The sequence below is a fragment of the Geobacillus sp. DSP4a genome (assembly GCF_013096875.1).
GTDB classification, from domain to species: domain Bacteria; phylum Bacillota; class Bacilli; order Bacillales; family Anoxybacillaceae; genus Geobacillus; species Geobacillus thermophilus.
Window position 1 is genome coordinate 1 of sequence record NZ_SDLD01000026.1, and the last position, 24833, is coordinate 24833.

A 24833-nucleotide genomic window follows, 5' to 3' on the forward strand; every position below is an offset into this window, starting at 1 on the left:
CTACAACTTTGGGGACAAAGGGTACATCAGCCACGCTCTTCGAGAAAAGCTGTACGAAGAACACCAAGCCGCGTTCTGGACACCGTCTCGACACAATCAAAAGCACGGCCCATCCAAGGCATGGGAAGAATGGATCAGGAAAAAACGCAAAGTCATCGAGACGGTGTTTTCGATTCTCGTAGACCAATACCGGATCACCGACATTCGAGCGAATTCCATGGTCGGGTTTGAAGTGGCACTCGATGGCATCTTGTTGGCTTATTCCTTGGTCACACTAGGGCTGGTTGAGCGCTGACACTCAACTAGCACCACGGGTTGAAACTGTTTTTTTTTTTGTAACAGTTTTCCAACCATTTTTCGTTTATCATGAAAATGGAGGAATCGATGATGCATTCATTTTGCCATATGGGAGGCCCTGAAGGGGTGAAACTATGCGCTGGCTTGGCGCAATTAAAACAAGAGCACGGCCCGTTGCGCGCCCAAATGGAGCAGGTGCTCGCCGCAGCGGAAGCGATCGGCCAAGGGGCGGATGACCGCAACTGGCGTGGGCCGCTCGCCGATTTGAGGGAAAAAGTCGAATCGTTCGTCGCCGTTTTAGATCCTCATTCGGAGCGGGAAGAAGGCGTATTGTTCCCGATGATGGCCAAGTACATCGGGCGGACGACCGGCCCCATCGCCGTCATGGAATACGAACATGAACAGGCGAAAGCGCGTCTTTCGATGTTTTTGGAAAAAACCGCCCATTTGCTGGAAACCGTGGACAGCGAACAGGCGTTAACGCTCGCCGGCGCGGTGGTTGAGGCGCATCATATTTTGGATGAGCACTTCATGAAAGAAGAAAACGTGCTCTTCCCGATGGCCGAGCGGCTGTTGTCGGACGGGGAGAAAGAGGAGCTGTTTGCACGCATGAACGAGTGACGATGGAATGGAAAACGGGACGCTTCTTTGTATGGAGCATCCCGTTTTCTTCATGGCACGCGGATGAGTCGGGTTGGCGCCGGTCCGTGACGGAGAGGGACGGGAGGCGGATGAACGGCATCCCGTTTTCCGTGATAACGGTCTTGGTTGGGGACTTTATGCTGCCTGACATCCGCTTACTGGGCGCGGTCAAGCGAGTCGACGGATTTGGGCATCCGCTTTCGGTAGACGACGTAGCTGCGCTGCAAGTAGCGGAGCGGAAAGCTGAATACGTGAACGAGGCGGGTGAACGGCCAGACGGCGAACAAGCCAAACGCGGCGAGAATATGGATTTTGAACCAAAGCGGGACCGTTTCCATATAAACCGGGTCCGGGCGGAATGTGAGAAGGCCGCGGAACCATGGACCGATCGTCGTTCGGTAGTCAAAGCCATGTGAGTTGACGTTCAGCAATGTCGATGATAACCCGCTGGTGATCACGACAAGCAAAAATCCGAGCGCGACCCAGTCGCCGGTGCTGCTTGTCGCCCGCACGCGCTTGACCGTCAAGCGGCGGCGAAAAAGGATCACGAAACCAACGAAGGCCGCCAAACCAGCCGGAATGCCGCCCGCCAAGGCGATGACGTGGTACATCTCCTCCGTAACGCCTAACGCCGTGTAAAACGGTTCCGGAATGAGAATGCCCATCACGTGGCCGACGAAGACGAACAAAATGCCCCAGTGAAAGAGAAGGCTTCCAAGGCGCAACTGCCGTTTTTCAAGCAGTTCGCTTGATTTGGATGTCCAGCCAAACTGGTCGCGCTGGTAGCGCCAAATATGGCCGGCGACAAATAGGACAAGCGCCAAATACGGAACAATCACCCAGAGAAATTGGCTGGCCATGCCGTTGCACCTCCTTTCGGGAGCGGCGTCACGCCGAGTTGAGTGAATGTGTGATTGAGCGCGTCAAACAGCTGTGCATACGGGCTGCCTGCCGCTGCCAGCCGGTCGCCGATTTCGCGGATATGGCCGGCATAATCGGCGAGCAAGGCGGTCGTATGCTCTTGATCTGCATAGGCCATCCATTCAAGCATGAGCGGCAAGTAGTCGGGCAGCTCGTGATCGGAGACGGCGAATCCGGCCGCCTCGTAGCGCGCTTTTAAGGCAACGAGTTCGATTCCGCGCTCCCGCTGCTCGCCGTTTGTCATATACGTCAAGTACAAATTCGTTTTTTTGCCGAAATCAAATGTTTCGACATATTGCTCCGTCCGCTCTCGAGTCGGGGTGACCGCGAGCTGTTCGGCCACTGCCAAAAGCGGCGCGCGGACGGTTTCATCGTCAAGCGAGCGGATGGCGTCTAGGCAGTCAGGAAGCGATTCGGCCCACTGTTCGTCCGGGTAAGACAACAAATACGATACACATAGAAAGACCGTTTGTTGTTGTTCGCTGTTCATCGTAAATCCTCCATTTCATTATTGAAGGGGGCGGGGCTCGCCTTCTTTCTCCTTTTACAGCGTGCCGCAAGCGCCCGGACCGCCGGCGAACGCCAGCCCGCAGCTGCCTTGTTCGGCGTAGAGGTCAGCGACTTCTTCGTGGTGCGATGCTGGAATGACGAAGCGGTCTTCGTATTTGGCAATCGCGAGCAAATGGTACATCTCTTCAATGTCTTCACGGCTTAAGCCGAGCGATTCAATGAGGCGGATGTCCGGCTGTTTGTTCGTTTGTTTCGCCCGCATGTATGAGCGCATGGCCGCCATTTTTTTCAATGTCGTGCGGATGTGCGCCGTATCGCCCGCCGTCAGCAAATTCGCCAAATATTCGATCGGAATACGCATTTCATCAATGGCCGGGAAGATGTCATCGGCGCTCGCTTGGCTTCCTTTTCCTTCGATCGTATTCATGATCGGGCTCAGCGGCGGAATGTACCATACCATTGGCAGCGTCCGGTATTCCGGATGCAGCGGCAAAGCGATTTTCCAGTCGACGATCATTTTGTAAATCGGCGAGCGCTGCGCCGCGGCGATCCATTCGTCCGGGATGCCCGCTTCTTTCGCTTCGGCGATGACAGTCGGATCGTTCGGATCAAGGAAAATGTCCAGTTGAGCGTGATATAGCTGTTTCTCATCTGTGACGCTCGCCGCTTCTTTCACTTGATCCGCATCATACAGCATGACGCCGATGTAGCGAATGCGGCCGACGCACGTTTCCGAACAAATCGTCGGCATGCCGGCTTCGATGCGCGGGAAGCAGAGCGTGCATTTTTCCGCTTTGTTCGTTTGCCAGTTGAAATACACTTTTTTGTACGGGCAGCTTGTGACGCAATACCGCCAAGCGCGGCAGGCGTTTTGGTCGACGAGGACGATGCCGTCCTCGTCGCGTTTGTACATGGCGCCTGACGGGCAGCTCGATACGCATGACGGATTGAGGCAATGCTCGCAAATGCGCGGCAAGTACATCATAAAGACATTCTCAAATTCCGCTTGGATCGCCTGCTCCATTTTGACAACGTTCGGATCACGCAAACCGGTGATATGGACGCCGGCCAGATCGTCTTCCCAGTTCGGCCCCCATGACAGCTCCATCCATTCGCCGGTGATGCTTGATTTCGGCCGCGCCACTGGCTGGTATTGTTTTAGCGGGCTGTTCGTCAACGTTTCATAGTCGTAATTCCACGGTTCGTAGTAATCGTCGATCGTAGGCTGGTACGGGTTGTAGAACAAGTTGACGAGCCGCATCGCTTTTGAGCCGGATTTGAGCCGCAGTTCGCCGTTTTTCAACTCCCAGCCGCCTCTATACTTCTCTTGGTTTTCCCATTGTTTCGGATAGCCGATTCCGGGTTTCGTTTCAACGTTGTTAAAGTACATGTATTCAGCGCCGGGGCGGTTCGTCCATGTGTTTTTGCACGTGACGCTGCACGTATGGCAGCCGATGCATTTGTCCAAATTCATCACCATGCCGACTTGCGCTTTAATCTTCAAGCCAATCAACCTCCTCGAGTTTGCGGATGACGACGTACAGGTCGCGTTGGTTGCCCGTCGGTCCGTAATAGTTGAATCCGTAGCTTAATTGCGCGTATCCGCCGATCATATGCGTCGGTTTCACATGGATGCGTGTCGGGCTGTTGTGCGTGCCGCCGCGGTTGTTCGTCAGCTTCGTGCCCGGCACGTTAATATGGCGGTCTTGCGCGTGGTGCATAAACGCCATGCCGCGCGGCAGCCGGTGCGAGACGACGGCGCGGGCGACGACGACGCCGTTTTCGTTGAAACATTCGATCCAGTCGTTGTCGTTGATGCCGGCTTCGGCCGCATCATCTTTGTTCATCCACACGGTCGGCCCGCCGCGGAAAAGCGTCAACATCGGCAAGGAGTCGAAATACATGCTGTGGATCGACCATTTGTTATGCGGCGTCAAATAGTTCAAGATGACTTCCTTTCCGTTTTCTTTCGGGCGTTTGTTTGAAAACGGACGGTGCGGCAACACCGGCTTGAACGTCGCCATCGTTTCGCCAAACTCGTGCATCAGTTCATGATCGATGTAAAACGACTGCCGGCCGGTCAACGTCCGCCACGGGATGAGCCGTTCGATGTTCGTCGTAAACGGCGAGTAGCGCCTCCCGCCTTTTTCCGAGCCGCTGAACGCCGGCGAGGTGATAACCGTTTTCGGCTGGGCGGTGATTTGTTCAAACGTAAAGCATTCTTCCTCGCGTTCTTTCGCTAAATCGGCCAATTTCAAATCCGTCTTTTTCTCAAGCGCCTCCCACGCTTTCACCGCCATTTTGCCGTTTGTAGTTGATGACAGCGTCAAAATCGCTTCAGCCGCTTTTTTCGCTTCGCTGATATCCGGGCAGCCGTCGGCGATGGAAGCGCGCCGGACAGTGCCGAGCCGGCGTTTCAACTGTTCATACTCGTCTTTCGCTGACCAGGCAATCCCTTTTGTGCCGATCGGCTGGCGGGCGACATTTGGACCTAAGGCGGTCATTTGGTCGTAAAGAAGGGTATAGTCGCGTTCAATGACGTGAATGTTCGGCATCGTTTTGCCCGGAATCGGTTCAGTTTCGCCTTTGCTCCAGTCTTTCACTTCACCGAACGGCTGCGCCAGCTCTTGCGCCGTATCGTGCAACAGCGGAGTGGCGACGACTTCTTTCATTGGCTTTAAGCCGGCTTGTTTGGCGACATCAGATACGGCTTTCGCGAGTGATTTGAAAATATCCCAGTCCGAGCGCGCTTCCCAGAGCGGAGGCACGGCTGGATTGAATGGATGGACGAACGGATGCATATCCGTGCTGCTTAAGTCATGTTTTTCATACCATGTCGCTGCCGGCAGGACGACATCGGAGTAGAGCGCTGTGCCGGCCATGCGGAAGTCCAAGTTGACAAGCAGATCGAGCTTGCCTTCCGGCGCTTCATCGCGCCAGCGGATTTCTTCCGGGCGCAGGCTGTCGCGGTCATCGTTTAACAAGCCGTTCGTCGTGCCAAGCAAATGTTTTAAGAAGTATTCGTGCCCTTTGCCGGAGCTTGAGATTAAGTTGGCGCGCCAGACGATCAAGTTGCGCGGAAAATTCGCCTCGTTGTCCGGATCTTCGATCGCAAACTGCAATTCTTTCTTTTTCAGCTGTTTCGCGACGTAGGCGCCGATCTCTTCCGGCGTGCGGGCTCCATGGCTTACTGCTTCGTTATACAGCTCGATGCCGTTTTTGTTAAACGTCGGGTACGACGGCAGCCAGCCAAGCCGCGCGGCCAAGACGTTGTAATCGCCAGGGTGTGAATAGCGCGCTTTTTTGGCCAGCGGTGAGATGAGCTCATCGACCGGCCGCTCTTCATAGCGCCATTGGTCGGTCGCAAAGTAAAAGAATGACGTGCCGTTTTGCAATTTCGCTGGTCCGACCCAGTCGCGGGCGGTGGCGATTGTCTGCCATCCTTCCACCGGCCGCAGCTTTTCCTGCCCGACGTAATGGGCCCAACCGCCGCCATTCACCCCTTGGGCGCCGACGAACAAGACAAGGTTCAAGACGGCGCGGTAAATCGTATCGGAGTTGAACCAATGGTTGATCCCGGCGCCGACGATGATCATCGACCGGCCGTTTGTGTCGATCGCGTTGTCGGCAAACTCACGGGCGATTTTCACGACGAGTTCGCGGTTGACGCCGGTGATCGCTTCTTGCCATGCTGGCGTGAATGGCACCTCGTCATCGTACGAGCGGGCGACTGTGCCGCCGATGCCGCGGTCAATGCCGTAGTTGGCCAAAATCAAATCATAGACGGTCGTGACGTAAACGTCTCCTGTTACGGTTTGCACTTTTTTCACTGGAACCGCGCGTTCGATCGTTTTTCCGCCCTCAGCGGTGAAATATGGAAGCTGGATCGAGATGACTTCATCTTCGCTCCCTAAAAATGACAGGCGTGGCTCAAGCGGCTGTTCTGTTTCCTCATCAACAAGACGCAAGTTCCATTTTCCTTTGTCTTCCCAGCGAGCGCCGATCGTTCCATTCGGCACGACAAACGAGTCGGTGTTTTCATCATAGATGACCGGCTTCCATTCGGCATTGTTCGTTTGTTTGCCAAGGTCTTTCGCCAACAAGAAGCGGCCGGCCGTCCATGTGCCGCCGTTTTGTTTTAAGGTGACGACAAACGGAAAATCGGTGTACGTTTTGGCATATCGTTCAAAATATGGAACGGTCCGTTTGACGTAATATTCGTTTAAAATAACATGTCCCATCGCCATCGCCAAGGCGCCGTCCGTCCCTTGCTTCACCGACAGCCAGTCGTCGGCGAATTTTGTCGACTCGGCGTAATCTGGGCTGACGGAGACGACTTTCGTGCCGCGGTAGCGCACTTCGGCTAAAAAGTGAGCGTCCGGAGTCCGGGTGAGCGGGACGTTCGAGCCCCAGGTGATGATGTAGCCGGCGTTGTACCAGTCGCTTGACTCCGGCACGTCCGTTTGGTCGCCCCAAATTTGCGGCGACGCCGGCGGCAAGTCGGCGTACCAATCATAGAAGCTTAACATCGGCCCGCCCATCAGCTGCATGAAGCGCGATCCGGCGGCATGGCTGACCATCGACATGGCTGGAATCGGGGAGAAGCCGACGTTGCGGTCCGGGCCGTATTTGACGACCGTATACAATAAAGAAGCGGCGACAAGCGTCAATGCTTCATCCCAGCTGACGCGCACGAATCCGCCCTTCCCGCGCGCCTGTTTGTAGCGCTTCGCTTTTTCGCGGTCTTCAACGATGCTTTTCCACGCCTCAAGCGGGTTGTTTGGATGATGGGAGAGCGCCTCGCGCCACATGTCAAGCAAGATGCCGCGGACATACGGGTATTTGACGCGCAGCGGGCTGTACATATACCATGAGAAGCTCGCGCCGCGCGGGCAGCCGCGCGGTTCAAAGTCCGGCATATCCGGCCCGGTCGACGGATAGTTGAGCTGCTGTCCTTCCCAGGTGACGATGCCGTTTTTGACGTAAATGTTCCAGCTGCACGACCCCGTGCAGTTGACGCCATGGGTCGAGCGGACGACTTTGTCGTGCTGCCAGCGGCGACGGTACGCATCTTCCCAGGCGCGGTCGCCGTAGGTTGTTTCGCTATGGCCGTCGGCTTGGCGCTCGATCGGCCGAATATATTTGAAACGGTTGGTGAGCGGAGATCGTTTTCGTTTCATTTGCTTCACTCCTTATTAGCGTTGTGTACTTTTAACTATAGCCATGATGTCAATAACGCGATGTTAACTTTGTCACACTTGGCATCATTGTCACAAATCCGTCAAAGAAACGAATGAATATTCTTTTCTGTGGTATAATGGGGAAAACGATAAAAGTTTGAGGGGATTTCGTTGCGATACTCCAGCCATGTCATTGCCACATTATGCCTCGGCGCGGCGGCGGCCGCGCATACAACGCTGCCGTTTACCGCCGCCTATACGGCGGGGCTTGTCATCGGCAGCCTTCTTCCTGACATTGACGAGCCGTCGTCATACGTCGGCCGCCGTTCGTTCGGCGTCGCGGGGAAAGTAAAAGAAGCGTTCGGCCATCGCGGCATGACGCATTCGCTCATTGTCTGGGGGGTGCTTGCTGCCCTCGTCTGGCGAGACTCGGCGTCGCCGTTTACCGCTGGGCTCGTGCTCGGCTACTTGTTTCATATTGTGGAAGACTTTTTTTCTGTTCAAGGGGTGCCGCTGTTTTGGCCGTTTTCGTCCAAGCGGTGGAAAGTGCCGCTCTATCGGACGGGAAAAGGGATGGAGAAAGCATTGGTTGGCATCGCTTGGATCGCATTCGTCTATTTTGGCGTCAACGGCTTGTTTCACGAATGGTGGCGGTCATGGTTGTCGATGTGGTAACGGCGTCCGATCAAAAAAAGGAAAAAAGAGGTGCGGCGGCGAATATAGTGAGAGGAACGGATTTGACTAGATAAGGGGGAGAGGAAGATGAGCGAACAATATCCGGTGCTCTCGGGCGCCGAGCCGTTTTACGCCGAAAACGGGCCGGTCGGGGTGCTGCTCGTGCACGGATTCACCGGCACGCCCCACAGCATGCGCCCGCTCGCTGAAGCGTATGCGAAAGCCGGCTATACCGTTTGCCTGCCGCGCTTAAAAGGGCACGGAACGCATTACGAAGACATGGAACGGACGACGTTCCACGATTGGGTCGCCTCGGTCGAAGAAGGATATGGATGGCTGAAACAACGATGCCAAACCATTTTTGTCACCGGGCTGTCGATGGGCGGGACGCTCACGCTTTATTTGGCGGAACATCACCCAGACATCTGCGGCATCGTGCCGATTAACGCCGCTGTCGACATCCCGGCCATCGCCGCCGGGATGACGGGCGGGGGCGAGCTGCCGAGGTATCTGGATTCGATCGGTTCGGACTTGAAAAATCCGGATGTGAAAGAGCTGGCATACGAGAAAACGCCGACCGCTTCGCTTCTTCAGCTGGCTAGGCTGATGGCACAGACAAAAGCGAAACTCGATCGCATCGTCTGTCCGGCGTTGATTTTTGTCTCCGACGAAGATCACGTCGTGCCGCCGGGAAACGCCGACATCATCTTTCAAGGCATTTCATCGACGGAGAAAGAGATCGTCCGCCTCCGAAACAGCTACCATGTGGCGACGCTCGATTACGACCAACCGATGATTATTGAACGGTCTCTCGAATTTTTCGCCAAGCACGCCGGATAAAACGAATCGGTATATGGCTGATCCTGTTCAAAGGAGAGGCCATTTTTTGTTTGTCGGTATTTTTGTGAAAAAATATGTGGCTGTTTTGCCGGGCTTGTTCTACACTTATAAATAGCTGGAAAAAGAATAAGGGAGTTTTCTTTGTATGAATCATATCAAACCGATCGCATTGCTCGTTGAAGAAAAACGAATCGTGGATGCCCTTGCCCAGGTGCGGCCGCATTTAGAAAACATGGGATTGTTTCAATGGCGGCCGCTCATGGCTTCGTGGGACGAGATCGAACCGTTTCGGACGCTTGTCCGCCTGTTCGACTACGCGCTTATGTACCGGCATAGCGGGCTTGTCGCCCGGTACGCCCACCGGAAGTTCAACACGCTGCAGACGCTCGCGTGGTTGTGCGACGAATGGCTCGATCAACGCCGGCCGCTCGATGTGGAAGAGGCGCTCACTCCGCGCCTGACCGCCGCGCTCGAAGGCCGGGTGGAGGAGCCGAGGGAAGCGATCGCCCGGGCGGCGTTTGCGTTGGTGCGCGCTTTATTGGATATGCAGCGGGTCGAGGAGGCGCACGAATGGATGGATGTGGTCGCCCGCTATGAGACGGCGCCGATGCATGACAAATGGGGCTACTTTTATATCGAGACCGGCGACCGGAAGCGCGCCGAACAGGTGATTCGCGCCGGTCTCGATGACCCGGAGCGCGGCGATATGTGCTATTTGCTTCTTGCCGATTTGTATGCGCTCGATGGCCGCCACCGCGAGGCGCTTGCCGTTTTGGAAGAAGGAAAGCAGCGTTTTCCGCAAGTGTTAGCGTTTTACGCTGAGCGCGTGCGCCGCTTGCGCGATGTGCGCGCCTACCGTGAGGCGCTCGCGGCGATGGATGAACTTGACCGCCTGAATCCGCTTCATATGCATCGCCGTTATTTCGCCCATTTGCGCGCCGAACTGTATTACCAGCTTGACGAATGGGAGAAGCTTGAATCGCTTGTGAAAGCGGAGCCGCAGCTTGAAAAAACGCCGTACGCCCGAGCGCTTGGGCGGCAAAGGGAACGGTCGGTGGTGCTGCCGCTTGTGCCGGTCGTGCAAAAGCATAACTATTGCGTGCCGGCAAGTTTGGAAATGATGCTTCGATTGCTTGGCTCCCCCCGTACGCAGGATGAAGTGGCCCAACATATTTTTGATGTGCGCGGATCGAAATTGTCGACGACGGTTCATTATTTGGAAGAGCTTGGCTTTGTTTGCCGCTTTTTCGTCGGCTCGCCGCTTCGTTGGAAGCGGCTCATTGATGAGGGCGTTCCGGTGCTGTTGAGCGTCGATTACGAACAGTCATCACACGTCCAAGTGCTGTTTGGCTATGACGAACGGCTTGGGGCGTTGTACGTGCAAGACCCGAATCTGTTTGATCCGTTTGTCGTTTCCGAGGACGAGCTTGCCAAATGGTATGCAGGGACGCATTATTTGTCGATTGTGGCGCTTCCCCGGGAAAAAGCGGCGCTCGCCGCCGAGCTCCCCGAAGAGGAAGACCGCTATTTCCGCGAATTGCATGCGTTGGCCGAAAAGATGGATGAGGACGAGCAGGCGCATTTCGCCGCCTTTGTCGCCTTTTTGCGCCAGCATGAGCACATCCCGTACACATGGCTGTATGTCATGAAGCATTTCGGCAGCGACGAGGCGAAGCCGCTTGTGTTGGATTACACCAGGCGCGTCTTGAGCGAGTATCCCGAACATAACGACTTGCTGCTGATGGCGGCGAAAGCGTATGTCTACACGCAAGAAATGGAGAAGGCTGAAGACGTGCTCAAACGGGTGAAAGGAAAGGCGCAAAGCCCGCTCTACCATTATTTGCGCGGGCGCATTGCCTTTTTTGCCAGCCGCTATGAAGAGGCGGCCCGCTATTTTCGCACCTCGCTCCAGTTGGACCCAGACCAGCCGGAAGTGTGGAGCTATTTCGGGCTCACCTCGGCGTACGCCGGTCATATCGAAAAAGGGCTCATCTCTTCGCGCGTGGCAGTCAGCCTGTATCCGGGCGATTTGTTTATCGAAACGAATCACGGTGTGCTGTTGTTCCATGCGAAGCGGTTCGCCGAAGCGCGCGACTGGTTTGATCGTCTTGTGCGCCGCGAGCGGCGGGATGCCCAGCTTTGGTATGAGCGGGCCCGCTGCGACATGGAGCTCGGCCGAAGGCGCAAGGCGGAACGCGGCTTTGGCGTCGCCAAAGCGCTCGACCCGCAGGAACCGCATCCGTATTTGATGTTGGCTGACTTGTATGACGATGCCGGTGATCGGGAAAAAGCGAAAGCGGTGTTGGAAGAGGGATTGGCCGCCGCCTGGCGGTTGGCGCCGCTTTACGTCCGTCTTGGCGATCTCTATATGGAGGAAGGGGAGGCGGAACAAGCGTTTTCGTGCTACAAAGAGGCGGTCCGTCATGACAGCGATGACGTGTTCGCCCATCTCGGCTTGGCGGCCGCCCTTGCGGAGCGCGGGGATGTGGAAGCGGCGCGCCGGTATGTAATCAAGCAGCGCACCCGTTTTGCCAACAACAGCGAATATTGGCTGAACGCGGGAAGATGGCTTGTCGCCCATGGGTTCGCCGACGAGGAGGAAGGACGCGAAACGGCGCTGTCGTGGTTGGAAGAAGGGTTGCGTCTGGCTGAGTTTGAGGCGGAAGAAGCGTACGAGTTTTACCTTGATCAGCTGGCAACGCCGTCTTTAGAGGAACGCGGCCGGGCGTTTTTAGAGCAGCTTGTCTCGGCTCGCCCGACACTCGCTTCGGCCCATTCCGCTCTCGGCGCCCTTTATGAACGGCAAGGCCGGCCGTCGAAGGCCATGGCGTTTTACCGAGAAGCTGCCGCCATGGGCCATGCGCTTTCCCTCTTCCGGCTCGCGGAGCTGTGCGCCTCGCTTGGACGCCACGAAGAGGCGAAACAACAGTATGAGGCTTGTCTCAAAGCCGATCCATCGTTTGTCCTTTGCCATTTTCGCTTAGCTTCACTCTATGAGGCGGAAGAAAACGAAGAGCAGCAGCACGCGCATTTGCTTCAGGCGGTGCGCTTGGCCCCGAAGCGCATCGATATGGAGCAGCTTGCCGCGATCGCGGAGCCTTCCGCGCTTCTTCGCGCGTTGGCTGACGCCCGTCCGCATGCAGGGGAGGTGTGGTATTACGACAGCCTTGGATATGTTTATGGAGCGCTTGAGCGCCGCGATCAAGAAAAGGCGGCCGTCGAGAAGGCGCTTGCTCTTGACCCGGACCATCCTGAAGTGCTCCGCCATTGGGCGATGGTGCTGATCGCGGAAGGAAGCCAAAAAGAGGCGGCGAAACTGCTCGAACAGTTGATGGTGCGCCATCCGGACGATGAATCGTTGTACCCGTTGTATGTGGCTCTCTTTCCGAAAACGATGCGCGGCTTAGGGAAGCTGCGCCATCGACTCGAGCGGCTGAAGGCAAGCCGCGAGGCAAAAAGCGTGATGTATCGGAACACCGCCTCGGCTCTTTTCCCGTATTTTGGCGAGGAGCAGGGGGGGCATGACGAACCGGTGCGATGGTGGACAAAAGCGAAAGAATGGGTCGGCACCGTTGTCTTGTTTTCGATTGTGACCGATTTCTACGACGAAGCGATTCGCCTCAACCGCAGCGATGCGGAAGCCTACAGGCGGCTCGCCCGCTTATATGCCGCGCTCGAATTGGACAGCGATGCCGTGAAAACGTGGCGCAAAGCGCTCGCCCGCGTTTGGGATCCGTCTTTGGCGCAAGAATTTGTGGAATATTTATTGGCCGCCGATGAGGAAAGAAAACGCGAGGAAGCGAAGCGCTGGCTGGAGCGGCTGCTGGCTGATGACCCGGATGATGTCGACCTGCGCGTGTTGCAGGCGGTCGTTTGGCTTCAAGAAGGACAGCGCGAGAAAGCCAAGCGGCAGCTCGAGGAGATTGTGGCGGAAGAACCGCTCGCCCGTGAGGCGCTCATGTTGCTTGGCGAGCATTATATGGAAACGGGCCGCTATCAAGAAGCGGCGGCGCTTTGGGAGCGCTATGCTGATTGGTATCCTGAGGATGAAGAGTTCCATATGCAGCTTGCGGCTGTTTATGAAGAAGCGGGGCGCATCGATCAGGCGCTCGCGGCCATCGAGCGGTGCGTCCATATGGCCAACGATGCCCGGCTTCGCTACGAACGAGCCCGCTATCTCGCGCTGCTTGGACGCTTCGATGAGGCGAAAGAAGAGCTTCGGGCGGCGCTGGCGGCCGATGAAAGCGGGGAGCTGGCCGTCTTGGCAGCCGACGAGCCGGCATTTCACCGCTTGGAGCGGATGTGATCAATTGTTGCTTTTCTTTCGGTTGAAAGTTTGCTATTGTATGGAAAGAGAACAATCGACAGGCGAAAGGGAGGTGGACGCATGGAAGCGCCTATTGATTTGCTTGTGTATATGTCGCTTGTCGGCGCGCTATGGATCATCATGAAAGGACATACGAGCGCGCGCCGGATGGCAGGTTCGCTGTTTTATGAACCGGCGTTGGCCGCGGTTCGCGAGCATGAAGCAGAGGGAGGCGCCGAACGGGCGGCGCTTCCATGGCGCCCGCTGTTTTTGCCGCAGCGGCGGAAAATTCCCGTTCGGGAACGGACAAGCCGAACGGATGAGGATGGAAGGCCCTTTCCTTTATGTTGAAACGGCATGATTTTGCAACATGATATTGAAGGAGGGCTTTTCATGAAAAAATGGGTATTGGTGCTGCTTGGCGCCGTTTTGCTTCTTGCCGGCTGCAACCGCAACGAACCGATCGACGAACATAGCCAAGGCATTTGGAACCATTATTTTGTCTATCCAATGTCGAAGCTTCTTTTGACGCTTGGGCACTGGTTTGGCGACAATTACGGCATCGCCATTATCGTGCTGACGCTCATCGTCCGCTTTTGCTTGCTGCCGCTCATTTTGAAGCAGTTCCGCGCATCGATCGCCATGCAAAAACTGCGCCCGGAGCTTATGAAGCTGCAAGAAAAATATAAAAGCAAAGACCCGGAAACGCAGCGCAAGCTCCAGCAAGAAATGATGCAGCTGTATCAAAAGCACGGCGTCAACCCGGCGAGCGGCTGCCTGCCGGTGCTCATTCAAATGCCGATTTTTATGGCGCTGTATTACGCGATTTCGCGGACGCAAGAAATTAAAACGCATTCGTTCTTATGGGTCGAGCTCGGCCATCGCGATCCGTATTTCATTTTGCCCGTTTTAGCGGCGTTGACGACGTTCATCTCGCTCCGCCTGTCGCCGTCGATGGCTGAAGAACAAATGCCGCAAATGGCGATGATGTCGTACATCATGCCGGTCATGATTTTTATCGGCGCCAGCTCCGTTCCATCGGCGCTGTCGCTCTATTGGGTCGTCGGCGGCTGCTTCTCGATCATCCAGTCGCTCATTTTGCGTGCTCAAATGAAAGCGGCCAAAGCGGCGGAAAACAGCTAAAACGACTTCGACAATCCCCTGTCTGCTTCAAAGCAGGCAGGGGATTTGTTGTCTTGTCTGCTGTCCATATTGCTATGGTATAATGGTAGAAAAGCCCAACAAGATGTAGGCGGGATGAAAAAACAGCAACCCGACCATGCAGGAAGAGGAAAAGGAGTGAACGGGAATGAACAAAGCGCTTATTAACATCGACTACACTGTCGATTTCATCGCCGATCATGGCGCGCTTACATGCGGGAAACCGGGGCAGGCGATTGAAAAAGAGCTCGTGCGGGTGACGAAACAGTTTATTGACAACGGTGATTTTGTCGTCTTTGCCATTGACAAGCATGTGGCGGGAGACGACTATCATCCGGAAACGAAGTTGTTTCCGCCGCATAACATTGAAGGGACGGAGGGGCGAAAGCTGTACGGGGAGCTCGAGGCGGTGTATCAGGGGAACAAGCATAAAAACAATGTGTATTGGATGGACAAAACGCGCTACAGCGCGTTCGCCGGAACGGATTTGGAGCTGAAATTGCGCGAAAGAGGCATCACGGAAGTGCATTTGGTCGGCTGCTGCACCGATATTTGCGTTCTTCATACGGCGGTCGATGCGTACAACAAAGGATTTCGCATCGTCGTCCACCGGCGGGCGGTGGCGAGCTTCGACGCGGCGGGACACGAATGGGCGCTCCGCCATTTTCGCCATACGCTAGGCGCGAAAATAGTGGAATAATGGAGAAAACGTGATAGAATAGACGATGAACATTGTTTTATTCGGCGGCGCCGTCATTCGTGTGTTGGAGGCAACAATTCATGAAGACATATGCTGATGACAGTTTGATGCTTCATACGGACTTATATCAAATCAATATGGTCGAGACGTATTGGGAAGATCGTATGCATGAGCGCCGCGCTGTGTTTGAAGTGTTTTTCCGCAAGCTGCCGTTTGGCAACGGCTATGCGGTGTTCGCTGGGTTGGAGCGCGTCATTCAGTTTTTGCAGCAGTTCCGATTTTCTGACAGCGACATCGACTATTTGCGCCAAGAACTTGGCTACCGTGATGACTTTTTAGACTATTTGCGGACGCTTCGCTTCACCGGCACGGTCCGTTCGATGCGCGAAGGGGAAGTGGTGTTTGCCAATGAACCGATTATGCGCATCGAGGCGCCGCTCGCCGAGGCGCAGCTCATCGAAACGGCTATTTTAAACATTATCAATTTCCAGACGCTCATCGCCACGAAAGCGTCGCGCATTAAGCATATTCTCGGGGATGAGCCGGCCTTGGAGTTCGGCAGCCGGCGGGCGCAGGAGATGGATGCGGCGCTTTGGGGCGCGCGCGCAGCGTATATCGGCGGGATTGATGCGACATCAAACGTGCGTGCCGGGAAGCTGTTTGGCATTCCGGTCGCCGGAACGCACGCCCATTCAATGATTCAAGCGTATCAGGATGAATACACGGCCTTTTTGAAGTATGCACGCCGCCATAAAGACTGTGTCTTTCTTGTCGATACGTACGATACGTTGAAGTCGGGGGTGCCAAACGCCATTCGCGTCGCGAAGGAGCTGGGCGACCAAATCAACTTTATCGGCATCCGCATCGACAGCGGCGATTTGGCCTATTTGTCGAAAGAAGCGCGGAAAATGCTCGATGAAGCCGGATTTCCGAACGCGAAAATTTTCGCCTCAAACGATTTGGACGAAGATACGATTTTAAACTTGAAGTCGCAAGGGGCGAAAATCGATGTGTGGGGGATCGGCACCAAACTCATTACGGCGTACGATCAGCCGGCGCTCGGCGCCGTGTACAAAATGGTGGCGATCGAAAACGAACGCGGTGAGATGGTCGATACGATCAAAATCAGCGGCAATCCGGAAAAAGTGACGACACCGGGGCTGAAGCGGGTGTACCGCATCGTCAACAAAATCAACCATAAAGCGGAAGGCGACTACATCGCCTTAGAGAGCGAAAACCCGCAGCAAGAAGAGCGGCTGAAAATGTTCCATCCGGTGTACACGTTCATCAGCAAATTCGTCACCAATTTCGAAGCGCGTGACTTGCATGTGACGATCTTCGACAACGGCCGGCTGGTGTATACGTCGCCGCCGCTTCCGGACATTCAAGCGTACGCAAAAGAAAGCTTGCGCTTGTTTTGGGAGGAGTACAAACGGACGCTCAATCCCGAGCAATATCCCGTCGATTTGAGTCAAGCGTGTTGGGACAATAAGATGGAAAACATCCGCAAGGTGAAAGAAAAAATTGCCGGCGCATCTTTAAGTGAATAACCGTCTTGGCTGCGGGGCAAGCGAACGGTTCCGCTTTGCGCGCTGGCGTCCGATTGAAGCTCGGCGCGTTGCAGCGCAAAGCGATATTCTTCTTTCCGCCGCAACAACAAAGGTGTCCCGAACGGCGCGGGACACCTCTTTCATGTAGACCGCTGACGGTTTTGGCTTGACAGCTGTCGATCGAGTTCGTCAACGAGTTCGGCGAAATGACCTAAGACCCGCTCGATCGGTTCGGGGTTTGTCATATCCACTCCGGCACGTTTGAGCAGACGGATCGGATCATCGGATGCGCCGGAGCGCAAAAATTGTTTGTACCGCTTCACCGCCTTGCCGCTTGCATCGGTTTGGATGCCGCTCACAATGGTGTACGACGCCGCGAGCGAAGTGGCATATTTGTATACATAAAAGGCGTCATAAAAATGCGGGATGCGCAGCCAGCCGCGCGCGGCGCCGGGATCGGCGGCGTACGCCGGGCCGTAATACGTTTTCAGCAAGCCAAGCCAAAGATGGTTCAGTTCGTCCGCTGTCAGACTGCCGCTTTGGCGCACTTTGTCATGAATCATCTGTTCAAATTCGGAATACATCACTTGCGTGTACAACGTGCCGCGGATTTGCTCGATTTGTTCGACGAGCAGGCGGAGTTTTTCTTCTTTTGTTTTCGCCTGTTTGTACAAATAATCGAGCATGAGCCATTCGTTCGCGGTCGAGGCGACTTCGGCGGTGAAAATCGAATGACCGGCATAATGGTACGGCTGCGCGCGGTTCGTGTAGACGGAATGCATGGCGTGCCCAAGCTCGTGAGCCATCGTCAATACGCCATCAAGCGAACCGTTGTAATTGAGCAAGATGAACGGATGGGTGTCATACGCTCCCGTGTTGTAGCCGCCGGTATATTTTTTCGGGCGCGGGAAGACATCAAGCCATCGCTCTTGAAACGCTCGGTGCACCTGTTTGATATAGTCGGCGCCGAGCGGCTTGAGCCCTTCGACAATGAACGTTTTCGCTGTTTCAACTGGGATCGATTTCGCTGTTTCGCCGACAAGCGGCACGTACAAATCATAGCTGTGAACGCGGTCAAGCCCGAGCGCGCGCTGCCGCAATTCGATATAGCGGTGAAGCGCCGGCAAGTGGCGGCGGGTGGCGGCGATTAAGTTGTCGAACACTTCCTTCGGGACATCGTCGGCGGCGAGAGCCGCGGCAAGGCCGGATGGATAGCGGCGCACGTTCGCATACAATTCGTCCGCTTTGACCGAGGCATACAGCGTCGCGGCTGCGGTTTGTTCCATGGCTTCATAACTTTTGGCTTTCGCTTCAAACGCCGCCTTTCGATAGCGGCGGTCCGGGTGCTCGAGCATGGCGGCGTATTGGTCGTCGGTCAATGTCACTGTTTTTCCATTCGGCATCGTGACAGACGGCGGCTCGTAATCGCCGCGGGCGGCGTGGTCATAAATGTTCTCCGCTTCGCCGAGCGCCGGCGATAGTTTCGCGAGCAGCCGTTCTTCGCGTTTCGTAAGCGTATGCGGCTTTTGCTCGCGCAACTCATGGAAGTAATAGCGGTACGCTTTCAGTTCTTTGCTCGTTTGGAGCTTCTTGAGCGTCCGCTCGGGTAGGGCGAGCAGTTCCGGCTCGATAAACGCTGTTTTCGCCGCATATTGGGCGGCGAGCGCTTCCACTTTTGCCCCAAGCCGGGCCGCTGCCTCGTCTTCAATGTTCAGATCGCGTTTTAAATGGGTGTAAAGCGACAGTTTTTCGAGCTTGCGGGCCGTTTGTTCGTTGAGGGCGAACAGTTTGGCGATCGTCTTTTCATCATCGAGTTTTCCTTCAAACGCCGCCAGTTTCGGCAAGGCGTTTTGCACCGCCTTGTAGTCGTGCATCCACTCGGCTTCGGATGGATAAATGTCGGCTAGGTTCCATTCGTATGCGGTTTCGGCGGCTGATGCCGGCCATGGGGAGGCGAAAAGAAGCACAGCGGCGAGCCCAAGAAGCCAGCGCTTCATATCATCACGTCCTTTCCGTTTTTTCCTCTTGTTGGTAGTATGCGCAAGCGGAACGATTTTAGCCAAAAATAAAGAAAGGGAGACAATCAATGGAACGAATTCGGTTGGCGGACGATTTGACGTTTTCCCGCCTCATTCACGGCTGTTGGCGGCTTGCGGACTGGGGCTATTCGCGCGAGCAGCTGCTCGGGCTCATTGAATTTTGTCTTGAGCGCGGCATTACGACGTTTGACCATGCTGATATTTACGGCGACTATACGTGTGAATCGCGCTTTGGCGAAGCACTGGCGTTAAAGCCAAGCTTGCGCGGTCAGATCGAGATCGTGACGAAATGCGGCATCAAGCTGCCATCGAAGTACGGGATGAAATTATACGATACAAGCAAAAATCATATCATCGCTTCGGTTGAGCAATCCCTTCGACACTTCCATACCGATTATATTGATGTATTGCTTATCCACCGCCCGGATCCGTTTATGAACCCGGAAGAGGTGGCCGAGGCGTTTCTCCAACTCAAGCAGGATGGAAAAGTGCGCTATTTTGGCGTTTCCAACTTTAAACGTTCGCAGTGGGAAATGCTTCAGTTGTATTTGCCGTTTCCGCTCGTGACCAACCAAATCGAAGTATCGGCGTATCGGTTGGAAAATCTTGAAGACGGCACCGTTGACCTTTGCCTTGAGAAGCGCGTTCCGCCAATGGTATGGTCGTCGCTCGCCGGTGGAGCGATTTTTTCCGCTGACGATGACCGGGCGGTGCGGCTGCGCGGGACGCTTGAACAAGTGCGGGGTGAGGTGGGCGCTGAGACGATCGACGAAGTGCTGTACGCGTGGCTCCTCGTTCATCCAGCGCGGATGATGCCGATTGTCGGCTCGGGGAAACAAGAACGCATCGAGCGGGCGGTGCGGGCGCTGTCTTTGTCGCTTTCCCGCGAGCAATGGTTCGCCATTTTGCAAAGCTCCATGGGGCATGATGTGCCGTAAGGGGAAAGGACGATGAAAGTCATTATCGCGGAAAAGCCGGACCAAGGGGCGACGCTCGCCTCGATTTTTCGGACGAAAAAACGGCAAGGCTATATCGAAATTTTGCCGAATGACTTGTTTCCCGACGGGGCGTATATGACATGGGCGATCGGGCATTTGTTCCAGCTCGCCCCGCCGGAGCGGTATCGGCCGGAGTGGAAGCGGTGGACGCTCGGCACGTTGCCGATCATCCCGGAACGGTTTGAGTATGAGATCGAAAAAGCGAAGGCGAAACAGTTCAAGGTTGTGAAAGAATTGCTGCGAAAGCCGGAAGTGACGGAAATCATCCATGCCGGCGACGCGGGGCGCGAAGGGGAGCTCATTGTGCGCAACCTCATCCGCCTAAGCGGCGTCAACAAGCCGATCAAGCGGCTTTGGCTGTCGTCCTTGACCCCGAAGGCGATCGAGGAAGGGTTCCGCCGCCTGCTTGATGAACGGACGACGCGCCCGCTCTATGAGGAAGCGTACGCTCGCGCCTGCGCGGATTGGCTCGTCGGCATGAACGCCTCGCGCGTGTACAGCCTCTTGCTGAAGGAGCGCGGGATGAACGATGTGTTTTCCGTCGGGCGCGTGCAGACGCCGACATTGGCGCTGATCGTCCGGCGTGAGCGGGAAATTGAGCAGTTCCGCCCTGAACCGTTTTGGGAAGTCGTCGCTTCGTTTGTCATCGGCGATAAGCGCTATGAAGGAAAATGGACGGATGAAAACGGCCAAACGCGCCTCAAGGACGAGGAGATGGCGAAAAAGATCGCTGCCTTTTGCCAAGGAAAAGGAGCGGAAGTCGCCGACGTCCGCACGGAGCGGAAAACGTATCAGCCGCCGCTGTTGTTCAACTTATCGACGCTGCAAGCGACAGCGAACAAGTTGTATCGCTTCTCGCCGAAAAAGACGCTTGATGTGCTGCAGTCACTCTACCAAAAAGGGATCGTTTCGTATCCTCGTTCCGATTCGATGCATGTGACGAAAGGGGAAGCGGAAACGTTCCCTGCCATTTTGCAAAAGCTGTCCTCGTTTCCGGCGTACGCTTCGTATTTTCCGTTGCCGCAGCCGTCGATTTTACAGAATAAACGTTATGTAAACGAGAAAAAGGTGACGGACCATTACGCCATTATCCCGACCGAGCAAGTGGTGGATCCCGAGAAGCTGTCAGCCGACGAACGGAAGGTGTACGATTTGGTCGTCCGCCGCCTAATTGCCGCCCACCATCAGGCGGCGGTCATCGATTATACGACCGTCACGACGCTCGTTGACGGCCGGGCCCGCTTTGTTTCGAAAGGAAGACAAGTCGTCGAGGAAGGATGGCGCGCGGTCATCCGCCCGCATGAGGAGGAGAAAGATGCTGCGCTGCCTCTCCTTGAGCGAGGGGAGGCGGGGGAAGCGGCCGCTGTCAAGGTGAAAGAAGGGAAGACCGAGCCGCCGAAACGGTATACCGAAGGCGAACTCATCACCTTGATGAAAACGGCGGGAAAATTTTTGGACGATGAGGAACTGGAAAAAGTGCTCGCCAAAACGGAAGGGCTTGGCACGGAAGCAACAAGGGCGGCGATCATTACCATGCTGAAAGAGCGGAAGTATATTGAAGTGAAAAACAACCTCGTATATGCGACCGACAAGGCGAAAGTATTGATCGAGGCGCTCGGCGGCACGATTCTCGCCTCGCCGGAAATGACGGCGAAATGGGAGCAGCGCTTAAGCGAAATCGGCGAAGGGAGCGCCTCGCCCGCCGCCTTTATGGAACAGGTGAAAAAGTTGGCGCAAAAAGTGGTCGCTGACGCCATCGCCGCCGCGCCGAATTGGAATTTCAGAGGGGTTGACACCGCCTCGATCCAGCGGACAAGGAAGAAAAAAACGATGGGTGAGAAGCTTGGGCCGTGCCCGCTTTGCGGCGGGACCGTCATCGACAAAGGAACGTTGTACGGTTGCGACCAGTACGCGAAAACAAAATGCCCGTTTACGATTTCCAAACGCATTCTCGGCAAATCGATTTCGGCGGCCAATGTGAAAAAACTGCTGGCGCAAGGGAAAACAAATGTCATAAAAGGGTTTAAAAAAGGCGGGAAAACGTTTGACGCCATACTCGTTTGGGATGAAAACGAGAAGAAATTATCGTTTCAGTTTCCGAAGCGGTGACAAGGGCGGGGGAGGAAAGGATGGAGCGCTTGGCAAAAAGGCGGACCGATGGCGGACCGCCGATCTGACCTCCTTTTTCTCAAATGATACACTGAATCGGGTCAAATGGGAACGATTTTCGTTTTTATTAACCATAATAACATTATGCAAACAATAAGCTCCCCCTGGCTCCCTGAAGGCCGGTCAATGGCGGGGCAGACGACGGCAGGCGGCAATGCGGCCAGGGCGGTCTGGATAATCGGTGAACACACCGTCCACGCCCATGGCGCATAGGCGAGCGAGATCGTGTGGTTCATTGACGGTATAGACGTGAACAATGAGCCCGCGGCCATGGGCGGCGCGCACCCACTCTTCGGTGACGGCCGAAAGCGGCAAGCCGATGCCATCGGCATAGACGGCGATTTGTTGCAGCAGCTCGTCGCGGCCGCTGTGCGCTTCCTTCTCGTCGACCAATTGAATGAGCCGAATGCCGTACGGGATGAGCGGCCGGAGCGCTTGCAAGCTTTCCGGGTGGAACGATTGAAACATGACGCGGCGCTGTTGCAGGAAACCGTGTTTTTTCAATAGATGGACGACCGCCTCTTCGATGCCGGGCTGTTTCGTTTCGATGTACAACGGGGCTTCCACACGCTCCGCTTTCAGCATCTGAATCACCTCATCAAGCGTCGGGATGCGCTCGCCGGCAAAGCGTGGATGAAACCACGACCCGGCATCCAATTTTTTGAGCTCACGCAATGAAAAATCGCTGACCCGCCATGGCGACCGGTGCGGGTAAACCGTTTCGGCATTTGTCGTCCGGGCGAGCGTCGCATCATGCAGGGCAACGAGCTTCCCGTCTTTCGTTGCGCGCACATCGACTTCGATATAATCGGCATTCATGAGGGCGGCGAGGCGGTAGGATGAGAGCGTATGCTCCGGCGCGTGTCCGGACGCGCCGCGGTGGGCGATGACGGCGGTTTTCGGCTGGCTGGGTGGCTGCCAGGCAGCCGCGGCCGCTAAGACGATCGGCAACGATAACAAAAACAATGCGCAAAGATAGGAGCGAAAAACCGTGATCCGGCGCATATACATCTCTCCCCTTTCAGTATATCATATCGGGAAAACAAGTGCGAGGGAAAAACGAGGTGATATAGTGGGAAAAGGATGCTTGTACCGATAGTTTCGCACATCAAGCAAAGGGATATTCAGTTTGATGCATAAAGTGCGTTATCATGCCGCATACTGTAAACGACAACAAAACGTTGGGCTATAGCCAAGCGGTAAGGCAACGGACTTTGACTCCGTGATGCGCTGGTTCGAATCCAGCTAGCCCAGCTGAATCGCCGGACGGGGTCCGCTCGCCCCGGCGGCCAAAACGGTTTCCGCCATGTTGTGTGGGGCCGTTTTTTCGTTCGCCGGAAAGCGGGGACGAGAACATCTTTTTATCGTTTTCAGCGGTCCTGCAAGGATACGCATCCGATTCCCGAGCAGAAACAGCGCCGCAAAAAATGTGGAGTCGGCAGGATTTTGACGAATGGCGGCGAATGAAAAAAGCGAAAGGGGAGAGGGTCATGAAAACAGCTGATTTATGCGATCAATTTTTAGACGAGTTGCAAGTATGCGAGTTGCCGTTCCAATCGTACGGCGGAAAACGGATGTTTTCCGGGCCGATCGCGACGGTCGACGTGTTTGAGGACAACGTCCTTGTCCGCGAAGCGCTGGAGACGGTGCCGCCGGGGACGGTGCTCGTGGTCGATGGAAAAGGCTCGCGCCGCGTCGCGCTATTAGGCGACCGGCTGGCGCAAATCGCTTGCGAGAGGGGGCTTGCTGGCGTCATCATCCACGGCTGCATCCGCGATTCAGCGGAAATTGGCGCCATGCCGATTGGCGTGATGGCGATCGGCACATGCCCAGTGAAAAGCAAAAAAGAAGGAAAAGGCGCCCGCGACGTTGTGCTCGAGTTCGGCGGCGTCCGCTGGGAGCCAGGGGCGTACGTGTACGCTGATGCGGACGGCGTTGTCGTCGCCAACAAAGATTTGTTGGCGAAAAATGGTTGACGGCTGCGGTCGAGTCTCGTTCAATACAACGAACAGGTTGAGGCGATGGAGATGGAATGGCAGGAAGTGCGTTCATTGTATCCAAATCAATTTGTGAAATTACAAGTATTAAAGTCCCATTTAGAGGGAGATCAAGAAATCATTGAAGAGGTGGCTGTTATCGGAACGGTTTCGGACAAGGATGCAACTCGTGAGTTGCTGCAATCGAAAGGGAATCAGCTTGTTTATCATACTAGCCACAAGGAGATTGTTTTAAAAGTTCGGGGAGCGATTGGCCTGAGAGGGAAATTTCATTATGCAGATTGAATATCGTGAAGGCTTGCTGTTTGCATCGATCGAAATCGTTTATCAAGGAAGGTCTAAGTTGATTCATAATATGGTGATTGATACTGGTGCGGCGAAAACAGTGATTTCTCAAAATGCAGTAGAAGATATTCATTTGCGGGTAGAGCCGGGCGATCGTATTGTGGCTTATTACGGAATCGGTGGGAAAGAGTACGCGTTTACAAAAAAATTAGACTGTATTCAGCTAGATTCTTTCCAGCTAAGAGAGTATGAAATTGATTTTAGCGGGATGGACTATGAGGGGATTAACGGTTTGTTAGGATTGGATATATTGCTGGGCGCTGGATTTGTCTTAGACCTGGACAAGTTGGAGATGTATCGTTCTGGTTGAAATGGAACGCCCGCTCGAAATGCCAAAAAGAAGGAAAAGGCGCCCGCGACGTTGTGCTCGAGTTCGGCGGCGTCCGCTGGGAGCCGGGCGCATACGTGTACGCCGATGCCGACGGCGTTGTCGTCGCCCGCGAAGATTTGTCGGCAAAAAACGGTTGACGCCTGCCATCAAGTTGTACTACGATGAGAACGGA

General features: G+C 55.2%; 20 protein-coding genes, 1 tRNA gene and 1 pseudogene. 16 read left to right on the forward strand and 6 right to left on the reverse strand.

What is annotated here, in order from left to right:
- Together ETC02_RS10305 and ETC02_RS10310 are read left to right on the forward strand one after the other, a co-directional pair.
- Nucleotides 1-295 (forward strand): transposase (locus ETC02_RS10305; protein WP_171698252.1); only part of this gene is annotated, 295 nt, incomplete at its 5' end.
- A gap of 92 nt (nucleotides 296-387) precedes the next feature.
- Nucleotides 388-918 (forward strand): hemerythrin domain-containing protein, encoded by a 531-nt coding sequence (locus tag ETC02_RS10310; protein WP_063210324.1) that lies wholly within the window; start codon nucleotides 388-390, stop codon nucleotides 916-918.
- 176 nt (nucleotides 919-1094) lie between these two features.
- Here the strand turns inward: ETC02_RS10310 and narI are convergent, their stop codons facing one another.
- Genes narI through ETC02_RS10330 form a run of 4 tightly spaced genes read right to left on the reverse strand, consistent with a single transcriptional unit; the run spans nucleotide 1095 to nucleotide 7550 of the window.
- Nucleotides 1095-1799 (reverse strand): respiratory nitrate reductase subunit gamma, encoded by a 705-nt coding sequence (narI, locus tag ETC02_RS10315; RefSeq protein ID WP_050367302.1) that lies wholly within the window; start codon nucleotides 1797-1799, stop codon nucleotides 1095-1097.
- Nucleotides 1775-2350: a nitrate reductase molybdenum cofactor assembly chaperone gene (narJ, locus tag ETC02_RS10320; protein ID WP_050367301.1), complete on the reverse strand. Its 576-nt coding sequence runs from the start codon at nucleotides 2348-2350 to the stop codon at nucleotides 1775-1777. Before narJ ends, narI begins: the two co-directional genes overlap by 25 nt.
- A 54-nt stretch (nucleotides 2351-2404) precedes the next feature.
- Nucleotides 2405-3874 (reverse strand): nitrate reductase subunit beta, encoded by a 1470-nt coding sequence (gene narH / locus ETC02_RS10325; RefSeq protein ID WP_063210321.1) that lies wholly within the window; start codon nucleotides 3872-3874, stop codon nucleotides 2405-2407.
- On the reverse strand, nucleotides 3864-7550 hold the full coding sequence (locus ETC02_RS10330; RefSeq protein WP_063210319.1) for a nitrate reductase subunit alpha: 3687 nt from the start codon (nucleotides 7548-7550) through the stop codon (nucleotides 3864-3866). The genes narH and ETC02_RS10330 overlap by 11 nt, the downstream gene beginning before the upstream one ends.
- 171 nt (nucleotides 7551-7721) lie before the next feature.
- Between ETC02_RS10330 and ETC02_RS10335 the strand changes: the two genes are divergently transcribed.
- The 7 genes from ETC02_RS10335 (at nucleotide 7722) to ETC02_RS10365 (ending at nucleotide 16782) form a co-directional block, all read left to right on the forward strand.
- Complete coding sequence (locus ETC02_RS10335) at nucleotides 7722-8225, forward strand: metal-dependent hydrolase (protein WP_020756115.1); 504 nt, start codon at nucleotides 7722-7724, stop codon at nucleotides 8223-8225.
- An 87-nt stretch (nucleotides 8226-8312) separates the two neighbouring features.
- Nucleotides 8313-9065 carry an alpha/beta hydrolase gene (locus ETC02_RS10340; RefSeq protein WP_014195917.1) on the forward strand — a complete coding sequence of 251 codons (753 nt, stop codon included), beginning with the start codon at nucleotides 8313-8315 and terminating at the stop codon, nucleotides 9063-9065.
- A gap of 145 nt (nucleotides 9066-9210) precedes the next feature.
- A complete protein-coding gene (locus ETC02_RS10345) occupies nucleotides 9211-13371 on the forward strand; it encodes a bacteriocin-processing peptidase family protein (RefSeq protein WP_171698253.1) in 4161 nt (1386 codons plus the stop codon).
- An 81-nt stretch (nucleotides 13372-13452) separates the two neighbouring features.
- Nucleotides 13453-13722 (forward strand): hypothetical protein, encoded by a 270-nt coding sequence (locus tag ETC02_RS10350; protein WP_015374914.1) that lies wholly within the window; start codon nucleotides 13453-13455, stop codon nucleotides 13720-13722.
- Nucleotides 13723-13764: 42 nt separating this feature from the next.
- Nucleotides 13765-14514 carry a membrane protein insertase YidC gene (gene yidC / locus ETC02_RS10355; protein ID WP_015374913.1) on the forward strand — a complete coding sequence of 250 codons (750 nt, stop codon included), beginning with the start codon at nucleotides 13765-13767 and terminating at the stop codon, nucleotides 14512-14514.
- A gap of 166 nt (nucleotides 14515-14680) precedes the next feature.
- Nucleotides 14681-15232 carry a cysteine hydrolase family protein gene (locus ETC02_RS10360; RefSeq protein WP_049625995.1) on the forward strand — a complete coding sequence of 184 codons (552 nt, stop codon included), beginning with the start codon at nucleotides 14681-14683 and terminating at the stop codon, nucleotides 15230-15232.
- A gap of 80 nt (nucleotides 15233-15312) precedes the next feature.
- Nucleotides 15313-16782, forward strand: coding sequence for a nicotinate phosphoribosyltransferase (locus ETC02_RS10365; protein WP_063210315.1), 1470 nt, complete (start codon nucleotides 15313-15315; stop codon nucleotides 16780-16782).
- Nucleotides 16783-16922: 140 nt separating this feature from the next.
- On the opposite strand, the gene pepF is transcribed toward ETC02_RS10365, so the two are convergent.
- Nucleotides 16923-18779, reverse strand: coding sequence for an oligoendopeptidase F (gene pepF, locus ETC02_RS10370; RefSeq protein ID WP_171698254.1), 1857 nt, complete (start codon nucleotides 18777-18779; stop codon nucleotides 16923-16925).
- Nucleotides 18780-18868: 89 nt separating this feature from the next.
- On the opposite strand from pepF, the gene ETC02_RS10375 reads away from it, so the two are divergent.
- Together ETC02_RS10375 and ETC02_RS10380 are read left to right on the forward strand one after the other, a co-directional pair.
- On the forward strand, nucleotides 18869-19759 hold the full coding sequence (locus tag ETC02_RS10375) for an aldo/keto reductase (RefSeq protein WP_050367293.1): 891 nt from the start codon (nucleotides 18869-18871) through the stop codon (nucleotides 19757-19759).
- 12 nt (nucleotides 19760-19771) lie between these two features.
- On the forward strand, nucleotides 19772-21928 hold the full coding sequence (locus ETC02_RS10380) for a DNA topoisomerase III (RefSeq protein ID WP_171698255.1): 2157 nt from the start codon (nucleotides 19772-19774) through the stop codon (nucleotides 21926-21928).
- Between the two features lie 183 nt (nucleotides 21929-22111).
- Here the strand turns inward: ETC02_RS10380 and ETC02_RS10385 are convergent, their stop codons facing one another.
- Nucleotides 22112-22993: a glycerophosphodiester phosphodiesterase family protein gene (locus tag ETC02_RS10385; RefSeq protein WP_171698256.1), complete on the reverse strand. Its 882-nt coding sequence runs from the start codon at nucleotides 22991-22993 to the stop codon at nucleotides 22112-22114.
- Between the two features lie 177 nt (nucleotides 22994-23170).
- Here ETC02_RS10385 and ETC02_RS10390 point away from each other — a divergent pair.
- From ETC02_RS10390 to ETC02_RS18380, 5 genes and pseudogenes are all read left to right on the forward strand, one after another.
- Nucleotides 23171-23242: transfer RNA gene (locus ETC02_RS10390), tRNA-Gln, on the forward strand.
- 236 nt (nucleotides 23243-23478) lie between these two features.
- On the forward strand, nucleotides 23479-23964 hold the full coding sequence (gene rraA, locus ETC02_RS10395; RefSeq protein WP_011231303.1) for a ribonuclease E activity regulator RraA: 486 nt from the start codon (nucleotides 23479-23481) through the stop codon (nucleotides 23962-23964).
- A 51-nt stretch (nucleotides 23965-24015) separates the two neighbouring features.
- Nucleotides 24016-24270 (forward strand): hypothetical protein, encoded by a 255-nt coding sequence (locus ETC02_RS10400; RefSeq protein ID WP_008880145.1) that lies wholly within the window; start codon nucleotides 24016-24018, stop codon nucleotides 24268-24270.
- The gene (locus ETC02_RS10405; protein WP_008880146.1) at nucleotides 24260-24640 is read left to right on the forward strand and encodes a retropepsin-like aspartic protease; all 381 of its coding nucleotides are present in this window, start codon (nucleotides 24260-24262) and stop codon (nucleotides 24638-24640) included. The genes ETC02_RS10400 and ETC02_RS10405 overlap by 11 nt, the downstream gene beginning before the upstream one ends.
- A gap of 17 nt (nucleotides 24641-24657) precedes the next feature.
- Nucleotides 24658-24798: pseudogene (locus tag ETC02_RS18380) on the forward strand (RraA family protein); the annotation flags it as partial.
- Nucleotides 24799-24833: the final 35 nt, after the last annotated feature.

What these genes read in the sequence shown, in the direction of transcription:
- ETC02_RS10310 (WP_063210324.1), top strand. Translation starts at nt 388, where the DNA reads ATGCATTCATTTTGCCATATGGGAGGCCCTGAAGGGGTGAAACTATGC.
- narI (WP_050367302.1), bottom strand. Translation starts at nt 1,799, where the DNA reads ATGGCCAGCCAATTTCTCTGGGTGATTGTTCCGTATTTGGCGCTTGTC.
- narJ (WP_050367301.1), bottom strand. Translation starts at nt 2,350, where the DNA reads ATGAACAGCGAACAACAACAAACGGTCTTTCTATGTGTATCGTATTTG.
- ETC02_RS10330 (WP_063210319.1), bottom strand. Translation starts at nt 7,550, where the DNA reads ATGAAACGAAAACGATCTCCGCTCACCAACCGTTTCAAATATATTCGG.
- ETC02_RS10340 (WP_014195917.1), top strand. Translation starts at nt 8,313, where the DNA reads ATGAGCGAACAATATCCGGTGCTCTCGGGCGCCGAGCCGTTTTACGCC.
- ETC02_RS10345 (WP_171698253.1), top strand. Translation starts at nt 9,211, where the DNA reads ATGAATCATATCAAACCGATCGCATTGCTCGTTGAAGAAAAACGAATC.
- ETC02_RS10350 (WP_015374914.1), top strand. Translation starts at nt 13,453, where the DNA reads ATGGAAGCGCCTATTGATTTGCTTGTGTATATGTCGCTTGTCGGCGCG.
- yidC (WP_015374913.1), top strand. Translation starts at nt 13,765, where the DNA reads ATGAAAAAATGGGTATTGGTGCTGCTTGGCGCCGTTTTGCTTCTTGCC.
- ETC02_RS10360 (WP_049625995.1), top strand. Translation starts at nt 14,681, where the DNA reads ATGAACAAAGCGCTTATTAACATCGACTACACTGTCGATTTCATCGCC.
- ETC02_RS10365 (WP_063210315.1), top strand. Translation starts at nt 15,313, where the DNA reads ATGAAGACATATGCTGATGACAGTTTGATGCTTCATACGGACTTATAT.
- pepF (WP_171698254.1), bottom strand. Translation starts at nt 18,779, where the DNA reads ATGAAGCGCTGGCTTCTTGGGCTCGCCGCTGTGCTTCTTTTCGCCTCC.
- ETC02_RS10375 (WP_050367293.1), top strand. Translation starts at nt 18,869, where the DNA reads ATGGAACGAATTCGGTTGGCGGACGATTTGACGTTTTCCCGCCTCATT.
- ETC02_RS10380 (WP_171698255.1), top strand. Translation starts at nt 19,772, where the DNA reads ATGAAAGTCATTATCGCGGAAAAGCCGGACCAAGGGGCGACGCTCGCC.
- ETC02_RS10385 (WP_171698256.1), bottom strand. Translation starts at nt 22,993, where the DNA reads ATGCGCCGGATCACGGTTTTTCGCTCCTATCTTTGCGCATTGTTTTTG.
- rraA (WP_011231303.1), top strand. Translation starts at nt 23,479, where the DNA reads ATGAAAACAGCTGATTTATGCGATCAATTTTTAGACGAGTTGCAAGTA.
- ETC02_RS10400 (WP_008880145.1), top strand. Translation starts at nt 24,016, where the DNA reads ATGGAATGGCAGGAAGTGCGTTCATTGTATCCAAATCAATTTGTGAAA.
- ETC02_RS10405 (WP_008880146.1), top strand. Translation starts at nt 24,260, where the DNA reads ATGCAGATTGAATATCGTGAAGGCTTGCTGTTTGCATCGATCGAAATC.